This is a genomic window from uncultured Ruminococcus sp. (assembly GCF_937915125.1).
Taxonomy (GTDB): Bacteria; Bacillota; Clostridia; order Oscillospirales; family Ruminococcaceae; genus Ruminococcus_C.
Map to the genome: position 1 here is coordinate 1 of NZ_CALDMP010000105.1, position 12,804 is coordinate 12,804.

14 protein-coding genes and 1 tRNA gene are annotated in these 12,804 nt (G+C 47.6%); 7 read left to right on the forward strand and 8 right to left on the reverse strand.

Features of this window, described 5'->3' with window-relative positions:
* Positions 1-165 precede the first annotated feature (165 nt).
* From Q0418_RS10910 to Q0418_RS10925, 4 genes are read left to right on the forward strand one after another with little or no spacing between them, the layout of a single operon-like run.
* Entirely contained in the window at positions 166-399 is a 234-nt protein-coding gene (locus tag Q0418_RS10910; protein WP_298484164.1) for a tautomerase family protein, read from the forward strand.
* Positions 399-968, forward strand: coding sequence for a nucleoside triphosphate pyrophosphatase (locus Q0418_RS10915; RefSeq protein WP_298484165.1), 570 nt, complete (start codon positions 399-401; stop codon positions 966-968). The genes Q0418_RS10910 and Q0418_RS10915 overlap by 1 nt, the downstream gene beginning before the upstream one ends.
* A 3-nt stretch (positions 969-971) precedes the next feature.
* Complete coding sequence (locus Q0418_RS10920) at positions 972-1,511, forward strand: flavodoxin family protein (protein WP_298484166.1); 540 nt, start codon at positions 972-974, stop codon at positions 1,509-1,511.
* A gap of 50 nt (positions 1,512-1,561) precedes the next feature.
* On the forward strand, positions 1,562-2,845 hold the full coding sequence (locus tag Q0418_RS10925; protein WP_298484167.1) for a DUF4317 domain-containing protein: 1,284 nt from the start codon (positions 1,562-1,564) through the stop codon (positions 2,843-2,845).
* A gap of 98 nt (positions 2,846-2,943) precedes the next feature.
* Here the strand turns inward: Q0418_RS10925 and Q0418_RS10930 are convergent, their stop codons facing one another.
* The 3 genes from Q0418_RS10930 to Q0418_RS10940 all read right to left on the reverse strand — a co-directional run bounded on the left by Q0418_RS10930 (position 2,944) and on the right by Q0418_RS10940 (position 5,376).
* On the reverse strand, positions 2,944-3,333 hold the full coding sequence (locus Q0418_RS10930) for a hypothetical protein (RefSeq protein WP_298484168.1): 390 nt from the start codon (positions 3,331-3,333) through the stop codon (positions 2,944-2,946).
* 18 nt (positions 3,334-3,351) lie between these two features.
* The gene (locus tag Q0418_RS10935; protein ID WP_298484169.1) at positions 3,352-4,695 is read right to left on the reverse strand and encodes a triacylglycerol lipase; all 1,344 of its coding nucleotides are present in this window, start codon (positions 4,693-4,695) and stop codon (positions 3,352-3,354) included.
* A gap of 144 nt (positions 4,696-4,839) precedes the next feature.
* The gene (locus tag Q0418_RS10940) at positions 4,840-5,376 is read right to left on the reverse strand and encodes a hypothetical protein (RefSeq protein WP_298484170.1); all 537 of its coding nucleotides are present in this window, start codon (positions 5,374-5,376) and stop codon (positions 4,840-4,842) included.
* Positions 5,377-5,670: 294 nt separating this feature from the next.
* On the opposite strand from Q0418_RS10940, the gene Q0418_RS10945 reads away from it, so the two are divergent.
* Positions 5,671-5,759 (forward strand) — tRNA-Ser (locus Q0418_RS10945).
* A 499-nt stretch (positions 5,760-6,258) separates the two neighbouring features.
* The gene (locus Q0418_RS10950) at positions 6,259-7,584 is read left to right on the forward strand and encodes an NYN domain-containing protein (protein ID WP_298484171.1); all 1,326 of its coding nucleotides are present in this window, start codon (positions 6,259-6,261) and stop codon (positions 7,582-7,584) included.
* A 61-nt stretch (positions 7,585-7,645) separates the two neighbouring features.
* Here Q0418_RS10950 and Q0418_RS10955 read toward each other — a convergent pair whose 3' ends face one another.
* The 5 genes from Q0418_RS10955 to Q0418_RS10975 form a co-directional block, all read right to left on the reverse strand.
* Complete coding sequence (locus tag Q0418_RS10955) at positions 7,646-8,281, reverse strand: manganese catalase family protein (RefSeq protein WP_298484172.1); 636 nt, start codon at positions 8,279-8,281, stop codon at positions 7,646-7,648.
* On the reverse strand, positions 8,282-8,536 hold the full coding sequence (locus tag Q0418_RS10960) for a spore coat protein CotJB (RefSeq protein ID WP_298484173.1): 255 nt from the start codon (positions 8,534-8,536) through the stop codon (positions 8,282-8,284).
* Entirely contained in the window at positions 8,529-8,804 is a 276-nt protein-coding gene (locus Q0418_RS10965) for a spore coat associated protein CotJA (protein WP_298484174.1), read from the reverse strand. The genes Q0418_RS10960 and Q0418_RS10965 overlap by 8 nt, the downstream gene beginning before the upstream one ends.
* A 397-nt stretch (positions 8,805-9,201) precedes the next feature.
* Positions 9,202-9,435 carry a hypothetical protein gene (locus tag Q0418_RS10970; protein WP_298484175.1) on the reverse strand — a complete coding sequence of 78 codons (234 nt, stop codon included), beginning with the start codon at positions 9,433-9,435 and terminating at the stop codon, positions 9,202-9,204.
* 56 nt (positions 9,436-9,491) lie between these two features.
* A complete protein-coding gene (locus Q0418_RS10975) occupies positions 9,492-10,574 on the reverse strand; it encodes a 6-phosphofructokinase (protein ID WP_298484176.1) in 1,083 nt (360 codons plus the stop codon).
* A 292-nt stretch (positions 10,575-10,866) separates the two neighbouring features.
* Between Q0418_RS10975 and Q0418_RS10980 the strand changes: the two genes are divergently transcribed.
* Positions 10,867-12,654, forward strand: a complete 1,788-nt coding sequence (locus Q0418_RS10980; protein WP_298484177.1) for a Na/Pi cotransporter family protein — start codon at positions 10,867-10,869, stop codon at positions 12,652-12,654.
* Positions 12,655-12,804: the final 150 nt, after the last annotated feature.

Below are 12,804 nucleotides of genomic sequence, written 5' to 3' on the forward strand. Positions count from 1 at the left end.
TTTTGTGAAATATGACGGAAAAGATGCAAGCATATGACGTGCAAAGCTGTCAGGCACTCTTTGTGCGGTGTTTCCTTAAAAAACCAGCCCTTGCTTTTTTGATGAAAATATGGTATGATAGGAGAAACGGTGTGTGCACCGAAAAAATTACAGGAGGAATGGAATATGCCGCATATTACCATAAAAATGTTAAAAGGAAGAACCAACGAACAGAAACAACTGGCTGCTGAGAAAGTGGCAGCAGCTTTGGTGGATGCCATCGGCTGTAATGGAGACCACATTTCTGTAGCGGTGGAGGATTTCACACCTCAGGAGTGGCAGGACGTATTCCGGGAGGAAGTCACCGAGAGTGAACATATCTTCAAGGAACCCCACTACGACCCGAAGGACGTGCTCTGATGGGGCTGATCTTAGCGTCAGCTTCGCCGCGGCGGCAGGAATTGCTGCGGCTGATCCGGTCGGACTTTACGGTCTGTCCGGCAGCTGTGGACGAATCCCTGCCGCCAGCGTTGTCTGTACGGGAAGCGGCACAATATCTGGCACGGAAAAAGGCAATGGCAGTGGCAGCGGAACATCCGGATGCAGTGGTGCTGGGGTCGGATACTACGGTGATTTTGGGAGACATGATCCTGGGAAAACCGGGGACACCGGAGCGTGCTGTGGAGATGTTGGGGCTACTGTCCGGGAAAACCCATGAAGTTATTACCGGTGTGGCACTGGCGCAGGGAGACAGAGTCAGTTCCTTTCAGACGGAGACAAAGGTGACCTTTTATTCCCTGACAGATGCGCAGATCCGGGAGTATGCTGCCACTGGTGAACCACTGGACAAGGCTGGCGGCTATGGCATACAGGGCTATGGTGCGCTTCTGGTGGAAAAGATCGAGGGGGATTATTACGGCGTGGTGGGATTGCCGGTTGCGCCGACGGCGAGACTTTTGGAGCAATTTGAAAGTCACAAACAGAGGTAACGCATGAGCAACATCATCATTCTCACCGGCAGTGTCCGCAGAAATAGCAACACTGACCTGCTGGCAAAAGCATTTGCAGACGGAGCAAAGCTGCATCATCATGTGGAAACTTTGTCTGTTGCTGATTATCATGTGCATCCCTGCACAGGCTGCAACGCCTGTTTTCAGCGAGAGGGAAATACCTGTGTGCAGCAGGATGATATGCAGAAGCTTTATCCGAAACTGGCTGCGGCGGATGTCATCGTCCTTGCAACGCCAGTCTATTTTTACGGTGTCAGTGCCCAGCTGAAAGCAGTCATTGACCGTCTGCATACGCCCATGCGCAATACATTCCGGGTGAAAAAGCTGGCGCTGTTGGCGGTAGCCGGGGCGGAACTTCCGGCGGTATTTGATGCCATCCTCACGCAGTATCAGCTTGTGTTGGATTTTTTTCACCTGGAAAATGCCGGAACAGTTCTGGTCAGGGGTGTCCGGGAAATGGGGGCAATTGAGGGAAATCCGGCGTTGGGTGAGGCGTTTCATCTAGGGGAATCCATGCCTTAATGTCATACAGACAGGAAGTTCATTCAAACGCAATGACAAGGAGAAAGAACATGAACAAAAAAGAACTAGCCGAAATCCGCAAGAATTTTTCCGAGACAAGCGATCTGTTTGTGCTGAATCACGTGGCAACGGCGTTTGTGGATTCGGAAAAGAATATCCGCTGCCAGAACAGCCGTGCCTATCACAATATACCCTCCGAGGAAAGCGAATGCCTTATGGCGACCCTCAAGCGTGTCCTCGCCGGTACACTGGGAAAGGGACTGCTGGAATACGAATTTCCCAACGAAGCCTATGAAGAAGGCGGCAGCCAGGCAATTCTCTATGAGGCGCTGAATACCAAGCTGGAGGACGAAAATGCTGTTACCCAGCTTATGGAGCAGGTCGTTCGCAATATGGATTATATCTCCACCTATGCCGTTCTGGTGGGACACTGTACATATACCGTATTCCAGAAGTCCAAGAGCGACGAGATCGACCCCTACCAGAGCCACGAATATCACTTCCTGGTTACGGCTATCTGTCCGGTGGAAGTGCGTGTGGACGGGCTGATCTATAACGAGGACGAGAATGCCATAGAAAAGAAAAATGTCTATGACCGCATTGTGGCAGAAATTCCCACAGACGGCTTTTTGTATCCTACCTTCACCGGCAGAGGTCCTGATGTGAACCATGTGCTGTATTCCGCCCATAAGCCCAAGGATGTGAACATCAGCATTGTGGAGCGTGTGCTGGGCTGTAATTTCACTCAGACTGCACAGGAACAGAAAGAGACATTCCAGAGTATGATGCAGGAAATCGTGGCGGATGAACTGAGTTATTCTGTGATTACCGGCGTCAACGAAAAGCTCCGGGATATTGCGGCGGAATATGCCAACGAACCAGATCTGCCCATTGTGGATGATATCCATGTGCGGGATATTCTGCTGGATTCCGGTGTCAGCCAGGAAAAAGCAGAGGAAATGCAGATGGCATACCGGGAGGCAACTCAAGACAAGCCCATTACCGTCAACAACCTGGTGGAGAGCAAAACCACTATCAGTATGGACGGTATTACCATTTCCATCGGCAAGGACGCTACGGACAAGGTGCGTACCCAGTGTGTCAACGGCAGACGGTATCTCCTCATTGACCTGGATGACCCGGCAGTGGAGATCAACGGACTGACGGCACGTGTGGCAGAGCAGATCGTACCCTCTGCAAAGCCGGTCGAACCTGCTGCGGAATCTGTAGAGGATGAATCGGTTCCGGAGATGGAGACAGAGAATGAGACAGAAGAACCGGAAGTGCAGCTGGATGATTCCATGCTGGAGGGTACGGTGGATGTTGTCGGATAAGCTATTGTGATTTCAAATAAGAAAAAACAGGGGCGAACGGTACATGTTCGTCCCTGCTGCTTTTGTCCGGAGATGAACGGACACGGCACGCCGTGTCCCTACGTCTCGGTAATATATCCGTCTTTCATAACACAGGATTCTCCTGAACATTCCCGCGCCAGTTCCAACAAACGGTCGTACTGCATATACATTTTCTGCACCTCGTTTTCCAGCAGATAGTAGTGAAGAATGTACGGGATCAATAGAACAGCCAGCACTGCTGTCAGCAGAAGCAGGGTCATGATCTGGGTCACAAGGGCAATACCCATGGACAGCAGGGTCAGTAGGGCAACTGTCATGGTGACGATCAGATGCACCAGCCGTTCGTGCTGGAAAAAAGCGATCTGCTGTAAATGCTCTCTGAGAACATCTGCCCAGTCTGTTCCCTCCGGCAGCTCCTGTAATAATGCGTCGATTCGTTTGCGGTATTGTAAAATGCGCTTTCTCATTTCTGACGTTCCCTTCGGTTAAAATCCATTCCGTTTCAGCTGTTGTACCAGCTGGCTGTACCATTCCCGCACATCAAAACCGGGAATATTTTCCCGCATGAGGTCGATCATGTCACCGTGAGAAATGCCACGCTTTTTTGTTTCCGGTATCATGGCAAAAGGAACTCCTTCCAGCCGTGCAGATTCCACTGGCACAAGCCCGTCATTCTCGCCGCCCCTGCGTTTATTCAGCAGATACCCCAGCCAGAGAGGAAACGGTGCAGAACGGGCGCTTTTCATTTTAGACATCACTGCAAGATAGGCAACGCCCGGCTGGCAGGGATGGCTTTTATGGAATGTCAGACAGCTTTCCTCTGTCAGTTCCTGTACGCCGCCTAGAAAATCCGGGCTGGTATCCCCTAGCTTTGTGAAAATGGCATTATACCGCCGGGCGATCCACTGTGCAGCACCAGACGGGACTTTCTTCAGCAGATCATCCACAAAGCCACAGCCGTGGTGGGGTGTGTTGATGGTGGTCAGGGATGCCACGTATTTCGCCGCACCGTATTCCTGCATGGCACAGCGGCAGTCCAATCCGCCTTTGGAATGGGCAATGATATTCAGCTTTTCCGCACCAGTCGTTTCACAGATTGTTTGGATCTGAATAGCAAGCTCCCGGGCGCTTCCGGAAATAGACTGGGCGGATTGCTGCTTACCATAGAAAACGGTTGCGCCATTGCGAATCAGCTCCGCCGGAATACGTCCCCAGTAATTGAAAAACTGCCAATCCCGGAAAAAGATGCCGTGCACCATGAGGATCGGGTAGCGTGTCTTGCATATTTCGGATTCTTTCCGTACCTGGTTCAGCTCCGCCTTTGCGCATTCGAAGTGCAGTTCTCTTTGGGCAGTGCGGTAAATATATACTACCAGAAACAGATTGAGCACCGGCACCCACCAGCAGAAAAATAACGCCACATGCCAGGGAAGCTTTACCTGTGCGGAGCGCAGCGCCACGTGGAGCAGACCCATAAACAGCCATAGCCAGCAGAGTGCCAGAAAAACACCTACATTGCAGAGCTGGATAACCAGACTGCACGGCGACCACAGTGCAAGAGTGATGATCGCAAGAATCTCCAGGCAGAACCAAGCGGCACCTGTCCGAAGGAGACTGCATCCATGCGCCAGAGACGCCAGTTTTTTCTCTCCTGCCAGTGTATGCGGATGGGCAAAGCAGAAGAACAGGAATGCGATGCCGCTCATAATGCCCAGCAGAATCTTCCAGGCAAGTGCATCCTGCCAAAGAGCAAACAGCGCAGTACAGTTTCCGGCAGTCAGCAGGAACACAAGCCGCACTGCCCGGAACCATATCGATTGTGTATTCATGTAACATAACCCCATTTCTTAGGGCAATATCGCACAAAGATTGTACATCTGACGTGCTGAGCCGATAGGCGCTCTTTGTGCGGTGTTGCCTTAGCGTGCAAAAAACCGGACCTGCCGACGCAGATCCGGTCAATTAGATTTGTATCAATCGTAAGAAGCTGCATCATCCGGAATGGGAAGCGTTTCGTCCGGTACCTGTGCCGGAGGAATTGTCTGCGCCGGGGATTCCGTCACAACAGGAACGGGTGCTTCTGTAACAGGCTGAGTCACTGTCGGGGCTGTGGAAGTCCAGTGTGATTTTGTCGTTGTTGCAGGAATATATGCAGGCGTATCTGGTTCATTATATGCGGGAGTCTGATATGCATTGGGATCTTCGGTATCGTTATTTTCAACTGCTTCTGTTCTTCTTGTATGAGAAGCAGCAGTCGTTTTGCGATGGGCATCGGTAGTTTTTCGTGCAAACTTTGTGGTTTCCGTGGCCTCTTCTGTTGCAGCAAGCGTGTTTTCCGTTACGGAAGTTGTCACCACAAGAGAATCATTGACATAATTGGCAGAACTGCTTTCCTGGATAGGACAAAGCATCAAGAAAATCAGGATCAGCATGGTCAGCATCACAAAACAGCCGCAAGTGATCAATGTGATCTTTGCATTGTGGGACAAACTCGCAAAAAACTTTTTCATTCTCAAAATCCTTTCTCCTCAGAACAGAAAACAGTATGCGGTTTTCTGTCGGAATAGAAAAATACACTTTATTATAATCCTTTTCGACAAATAAGTCAAGCAATCTGCATGGAATTTGAAAAAGAACCACAAATAGAACAAATCCAAGTTGGAAATTCTGTCATATTTTGTGCGAGTCAACAATTTCAAAAAAAGACTTGCAATTTGAAATTGAATATGCTATAATAATAGCTGTGCTTTTGTGGTTTCCCAGAAGTGACAAAAATATACGGCATGATGATGCTGAAATCCAATGGAGAGTTATCGAAGTGGTCATAACGAGCTGCACTCGAAATGCAGTTGTCCGAAAGGGCACGTGGGTTCGAATCCCACACTCTCCGCCAATTAATTTTTTGAAAAAGCCTTGCGGTTTCGGATTTTTCCGAGTCTGTGAGGCTTTTCTAATATCAGCAAATGATGCAATGGAAATAATGCCATGCGATGCAGCCCAATAGCCAGTGCGTTAATGCTCCAAACAATGGGACAAAATACGAAAATATGAGCATTTCAAACAAAATATGTGTTTTTTTACGAAAAAATGCGGTTGACGAATCGGGTAGTTTTGTGTATACTAGATACATGGATATACTGTCATTCTGTCACTGAAAATGCTGTAATTGACCTTAGGCAACACTGCACAAAGAACGCCTGACGGTTTTGCACGTCATATGCTTGCATTTTTTCTGTCATATTTCACAAAAATGCTCGTGAATACACAAAGTATTCACTGCGCTTTTTGTTTCATCTGACGAAAAATCTGACAAAGTTTATGCTCGTAGAGTTCATCTGAAATACAATCTTTGTGCGGTACTGCCTTTATTCTGACACAAAAGGAGATACAAAATGAGAACAGATACTAAAACAATCGTTGCAACGATCGCTTACCTCATTGGCGTACGAAAAAATCAGTGGGTCTTGTCCTATATGGAAGACTGTCCTGATCTGCTGAGTGAATTGGAGCAAAGTCAGGATGCAAAAACACTGCGTTATCTCTGCAAACTGCGCACCATGCTCATGCGCCATTTTACAAAAACGGACAATTTTCTGCGTTATGATCTGACCAATATTGACCGCATCGAATGGTTTGATACTGAAAATATCCGTCAGCTGGAACGATGGGGCTTTCAAATCATTCTGGCAAACAAACGTGCCTCGGATTATTCCCTGCACTTCAATCAGCTTATCAGCGCCAATGTGGAAAAATGTCGGCCGCTCTTTCCCGATTGGATCGCCTGGGAATATATCAAAGACCTTTTTCTGATTCCCAAGTATACAAAAGGAGAAAATCAAAAATACGAATTTGAAAAATATATGGAGCATATTGACTGGTATCCCTATCAGATGTATCTCCATTGGAAACCAAAAGACCTGGGCAATATTCTTTATACAGACGGCAAATTCCTGGAAATGCTATACGAAATGAATGGCGATTACTTCGGAGATTCCAGCAAGTATAAGGGCGTTGTCAACGATGTCAAAGACAATATCTATGATTTCATTGAAAAAAGTTACAAAACTGTATTAGTGGTGGACTGCGAAAATTCTGATGTCTATAAATTATATGGTGCACTCAAAAGCTTAAATCAGACAGAAATTCAAAAAATACATAAAATTATTCTATATGACGATACCCATACCACAAATGGGTGGGATTATCTGGACAAATTTGTCAGCATCCCTGTGGAACATATTGAGGTGGAACGTGTTACTGACCGGAAATCGCTGGTGGATATCCGCGTAACTGCCGGGATCTGCCGGGAATTTTACCGGGATGATGTTTCTTCTTTCATTCTGCTCTCTAGTGACTCGGATTATTGGGGACTGATCTCTTCGCTGCCGGAAGCGGATTTTTTGGTTATGATCGAATACGCAAAATGCGGCAATGCCATCAAGGATGCCTTGGAGGAACATGGAATCTTTTACTGTTCTTTGGATGATTTTTGTTCCGGTTATATTGATGAATTAAAACGAGCGGTGCTGATCAACGAACTGCGGAATTGCCTCCCCCACATTCTGGAGTACAATGGAAAGGAACTGGCACATACTTTATTTGAGCAAGCGAGAATCGAAGCGGACGAAAAAGAGATCATGAATTTCTATGAGAAGTATATCAAAACATTGAAATTAAAAGTGGATGCTGACGGGAATTTCTCCGTTGATCTCAGCTAAAAGAATTATGAAAATATGAAAACGGTTCGTATCAGATCGACACGAGCCGTTTTTTGTTATATTATCGCATTTTTCTCACGCGGTTCGCCTTTTTCCCACAGCTGGAATCAAAAGATGGATTACAGCAGTAGAAATTCTTTGCGTCCAGATCATCCTGAACATGCCGTAGCGCTTCGCCAAACCTTTGAAAATGCACGATCTCACGCTGCCGCAGGAATTTGATGGGATCCCGCACATCCGGATCATCGCAGAGACGTAGGATATTGTCATAGGTGCTGCGTGCTTTTTGCTCTGCCGCCAGATCTTCGGTGAGGTCGGTAATGGGATCACCCTTGGACTGGAAATATGCCGCAGTGAACGGTGCGCCTGAGGCACCCTGGGGATAGATTCCCAGCGTGTGATCCACGAAGTACGTGTCAAATCCAGCCTCCTTGATCTGTTCCGGCGTGAGATTTTGCGTCAGCTGGTACAGGATGGCGGAAATTATTTCCACATGTGCAAGTTCTTCTGTTGCAATATCCGTTAAAAGACCTTTCACTTTATCCTGTCGCATCGCATACCGCTGGTTCATATAACGGAGAGAGGCAGCGAGTTCACCGTCGGGGCCGCCAAGTTGTGACACGATATACTTCGCCGTTCTGGCGTTAGGGGTTTTGATCTTTACGGGATATTGCAGCTTCTTTTCATAGACCCACATTCAGTTCGCCTCCTTTTCCCAGGGCCAGGGACCATCCACCCAGTCCCATGAGCCGTTTCCCTCTGCCTGCATAGGCTGAATGGGTCCGAATTGCCGCACGTAGGAAGAGACCGCCTTTTGCCGCATGGACTGATAATTCTTCCACATACGCAGGGCTTCCGGGGAGTGTGGATGTGTATCCAGATATAATTGAAGTTCATACAGAACAAAGTCATACTTTCGGATCATGGAAAGCAGCTTTTGCTTCTCATGCACAAGAACCACCTCCGCGATATGGGAAATCTAACGCCGGAAAAATCGTCCCCACAGGAAATGCCATGTCAGCATCATAGGGTTCTTCCCATTGCTGGAAGGGCACATATGCCATACCCGGTGGTGTTTGTTCCGGAAACGGCGAAAGCGCCGTATGCTTTTCGGATTCTCTGGGCATTGCAGCCATCGTTGACTCTGCCGGCTGATAGTCGCGCAGCAGATTCCGTTGCATCCCTGACATCTGCTGCATACGTTCGTATTGATTCTGCATAAGTTCTCGCTCCTTTCTGCACATGTTTCATGGTATGTGCATTCCATCCTATGCGAGATGGGCAGAATCGGTGCATTTTCTGGACTGATGGTTTTTTCCGGAAACAAAATACCCCACTGGATTCAGTTTTGAAAACCAGTGGGGTATCTTTTTGATTTATTTGTAGATTTGTCCTCTGTTGTCTGCATCTGTTATACTGATCAGAGTAACTTCCTGTGTTTTTCGTTCATCTCAAATTAAAAGCGATAGTCTCCAACACACAGCCGATAAAGATTCTCTTCGCCTTTCATTTTTTTTGATATCACCAGAAAAGGGCACAGCAAAAATCGCCTTGAAGATTCGTTTCTGCTGTTTGGGTTCCTGTTTCTGAATGAACTACATTGCTTTTTTCTTGATCTTATGCTCGTAGATCATCCGGAACAAACCCCAGTTCTTTTATAAATTCATCCAGCGACATGGATTCATCATTGTCCACTTTACTGTCAGCAATCAATGCTCTATCCACCTCATCTGGCTCCTCCTCCGGAAAATCCGGCGGATCCAGAAGATTTTGAAACATCATGAGCAGACCTTGCAATTGTTCTTCTGTCATACGATCCAGAAGAATCATTGCTTTTTCCTTCGCACTCATCAGCAAATCCTCATTTTCTGTTTTGAAAAATGAATGGAAAATGCAAAATATGTTTTTTAATCTCCGAAAGAAATCCCCAAATCTCTTGCTGTCCGCACCAACTGATCTTCCGGCGTGACGAACTTTGTTTTTCCGGCGATGTCATCCAGCTTATTTGCTGTGATCCTGCCGTCCACCTTAGCCACCGACATGCCATAGTGTTCTTCCTTAATGAGACCGGCTGCATAAACGCCAAACTGGGTCGCTAGAATACGGTCATAGGCACTGGGGCTGCCGCCGCGGAGCATGTGACCCGGTACGCAGACACGTGCCTCCAGACCGGTATTCTGCTGGATCTGGGCTGCAATGCGGTTGGTAGCTGTGGTCATACCTGCTTCTGCACGCAGTCTTGCACGCTCTTTCTTTTTCAGTTTTGCTTCTTCTTTGTCGAAACAGCCTTCTGCGACAGCGACAATGGAGAAATTTTTGCCGCTTTCGCTGCGCTTCAGGACGGACTTGCAGACCTTGTCAATATCATAGGGAATCTCTGGAATCAGGATAATATCTGCACCTCCGGCGATGCCTGCATTAAGGGTCAGCCAGCCAGCCTTGTTGCCCATGATCTCGCAGAGAAGGATTCGAGAATGGCTGTTTGCCGTAGTGTGCAAACGATCCAGGGCATCTGTGGCAATGTCCACAGCAGTATGGAACCCGAAAGTAACGTCTGTACCAAAAATGTCATTGTCAATGGTTTTCGGCAGACCGATCACGTGCAGACCTTCGTCTGCCAGGAGCTTCGAGGTCTTATGGGTGCCGTTCCCGCCCAGGGTCAGCAGGCAGTCCAGCTTTTGATCCTGGTAGGTTTTTTTCATGTTTTTCACTTTGTCTACATTGTCATCGCCGATGACTTTCATCATCTTAAAGGGCTGACGCTTTGTGCCGAGGATGGTGCCGCCCCGTGTCAGGATGCCGGAAAAATCATCCGGTTTCATTTCCTTGCAGATGTTGTGGATGAGACCATAATAGCCGTCAGAAATGCCCACGATCTCCACATTTTCTGTTCCCAGCATTTCATAGCATGCCTTTGCCACGCCGCGAATAGTGGCATTCAGTCCCGGGCAGTCACCGCCGCTGGTTAAGATTCCGATTCTCCGTTTCATTACACAGTCCTCCGATCATATGATTTGGATGCAGAACGCATAACCGTTCCGCTGTAAATCCTGTATGTGATTACAAATATTATACCATTTTCCGGGTACAATGTCAACTGGAATGCAAGGAAAATCTACGATATCTTAAAGCGTAAAAAACCGCCTGTTCCTTCTCGACAACATTCCCTATATTTTACACAGATTTTACATAGCCGCCCTTTGGACTTTACATTGTCCCGTTATAATAACAATTGGTAAAAACGCCGTATCATACGGCGCAAATGTAAGGAGTATGAGACCCATGGATATTTTCTCTGTGATCACCCTTCTCGGAGGTCTGGCATTCTTTCTGTACGGCATGAATGTCATGTCCTCCGGGCTGGAAAAACTCGCTGGCGGTAAGCTGGAAATTGTTCTGAAAAAAATGACCTCCAACAAGTTCAAGAGTCTGCTTTTGGGTATGGGTATTACCATTGCCATCCAGTCCTCTTCTGCACTGACTGTTATGCTGGTAGGATTGGTGAACTCCGGTATTATGGCGCTGAGCCAGACCATTGGTGTACTGATGGGTTCCAATATCGGTACGACCCTGACAGCCTGGATCCTGAGCCTTTCGGGTATCGAAAGCGACAACATCTTTATGCGGATGCTGAAACCGGAATCCTTCTCCCCCATTGTTGCCCTCATCGGTGTCATTATGATCATGATGGCAAAGCACAACCGTACCAAGGATATCGGGCGCATTATGGTGGGATTTTCCGTACTCATGACAGGTATGTCCCTTATGAGTGATTCTGTGAGTCCCCTGGCAGATTCGCCGCAGTTCTCGAATCTGCTCACTGCATTTCAGAATCCCCTTATGGGTGTTCTGGTGGGTGCTGTTTTCACTGGTGTTATTCAGAGTTCGGCAGCTTCTGTGGGCATTTTGCAGGCACTGTCTCTGACTGGACAGGTCACCTATGGCATGGCAATTCCCATCATCATGGGACAGAATATCGGTACCTGTGTCACCGCCCTGATCTCCAGTATCGGCGTGAACCGCAGTGCGAAGCGTGTGGCTGCGGTACACATCTGTTTCAATCTTCTGGGTACTCTGATCATTCTGCCCATCTTCTACCTGCTGTACTGGCTTTTGGATTTTGCTTTTGTGGAATCGTCTATCGACCCTGCCGGAGTGGCTCTGGTGCACACGATCTTCAATATTGTCACAACAGTGATCCTGCTGCCCTTTACAAAACAGCTGGAAAAACTGGCATATTTCTTCATCCGGGACAGCAAAAAGGAACAGGAAGAAAAGGAAAAGCGTGCTCTTCTGGACGAACGCCTGCTGAATACACCGGCAGTTGCCATTGAGGTATGCCGCGGTGTGACAGTGGAAATGGCAGAGCTGTCCAAGAAAACCATGGAACTTGCCATTGATATGCTGTTCGAATATAACAAGAGTACAGAAGAACAGATTCAGGAGAACGAGGACAGGATCGACAAATACGAGGACAAGCTCAATGCATTTCTGGTGCGTATCAGTAAGCACAGCATTGCCTCTAAGGACAGCCGCACAGTTTCTAAAATGCTGCACTGCATCGGCAACTTTGAGCGTATCGGCGACCACGCCGTGAATATCATGGAATCTGCCCATGAGCTTCATGAAAAAAATATTCATTTTTCCGGCGATGCTGCAAAAGAACTGCGCATTTTGTGCGATGCGCTGCTGGAAACGCTGGACATGGCATTCGCTGCCTTTGAAAAGGACGATCTGTCCATTGCACACCAGGTGGAACCTTTGGAGGAAGTCATCGACACTTTGAATCTGGAACTGAAAAACCGGCACATCAAGCGACTGCAAAATGAATCCTGCACGGTTGAACTGGGGTATATTTACCAGGATCTTCTCACGAACATCGAGCGTATTTCAGATCACTGCTCCAATATCGCCGGGGTGCTCATTGAAATTGACGAGCAGCAGAATATCCACAAATATCTGTACAAGCTCAAGAAAAATAATGAGGAATTCCAGGAATCCTATCACGAATATCTGAACCACTATTACCTGGAACTGGGTCAGCCGGAATCCAAATCGGCAGAAGCCTGAAAAATCATTGGAATATGAAGAAGGGATTGTTGCGGAAACAGTCCCTTTTTTACTCCTGTATTTAAGGCAACACCGCACAAAGAGCACCTGGCGGCTTTGCACGTCATATGCTTGCATCTTTTCCGTTATATTTCACAAAAATGCTCGTGA

Excerpts from the sequence above, each read along its gene's own strand:
- Q0418_RS10910 (WP_298484164.1), top strand. The coding sequence starts at position 166 with ATGCCGCATATTACCATAAAAATGTTAAAAGGAAGAACCAACGAACAG.
- Q0418_RS10915 (WP_298484165.1), top strand. The coding sequence starts at position 399 with ATGGGGCTGATCTTAGCGTCAGCTTCGCCGCGGCGGCAGGAATTGCTG.
- Q0418_RS10920 (WP_298484166.1), top strand. The coding sequence starts at position 972 with ATGAGCAACATCATCATTCTCACCGGCAGTGTCCGCAGAAATAGCAAC.
- Q0418_RS10925 (WP_298484167.1), top strand. The coding sequence starts at position 1,562 with ATGAACAAAAAAGAACTAGCCGAAATCCGCAAGAATTTTTCCGAGACA.
- Q0418_RS10930 (WP_298484168.1), bottom strand. The coding sequence starts at position 3,333 with ATGAGAAAGCGCATTTTACAATACCGCAAACGAATCGACGCATTATTA.
- Q0418_RS10935 (WP_298484169.1), bottom strand. The coding sequence starts at position 4,695 with ATGAATACACAATCGATATGGTTCCGGGCAGTGCGGCTTGTGTTCCTG.
- Q0418_RS10940 (WP_298484170.1), bottom strand. The coding sequence starts at position 5,376 with ATGAAAAAGTTTTTTGCGAGTTTGTCCCACAATGCAAAGATCACATTG.
- Q0418_RS10950 (WP_298484171.1), top strand. The coding sequence starts at position 6,259 with ATGAGAACAGATACTAAAACAATCGTTGCAACGATCGCTTACCTCATT.
- Q0418_RS10955 (WP_298484172.1), bottom strand. The coding sequence starts at position 8,281 with ATGTGGGTCTATGAAAAGAAGCTGCAATATCCCGTAAAGATCAAAACC.
- Q0418_RS10965 (WP_298484174.1), bottom strand. The coding sequence starts at position 8,804 with ATGCAGAATCAATACGAACGTATGCAGCAGATGTCAGGGATGCAACGG.
- Q0418_RS10970 (WP_298484175.1), bottom strand. The coding sequence starts at position 9,435 with ATGAGTGCGAAGGAAAAAGCAATGATTCTTCTGGATCGTATGACAGAA.
- Q0418_RS10975 (WP_298484176.1), bottom strand. The coding sequence starts at position 10,574 with ATGAAACGGAGAATCGGAATCTTAACCAGCGGCGGTGACTGCCCGGGA.
- Q0418_RS10980 (WP_298484177.1), top strand. The coding sequence starts at position 10,867 with ATGGATATTTTCTCTGTGATCACCCTTCTCGGAGGTCTGGCATTCTTT.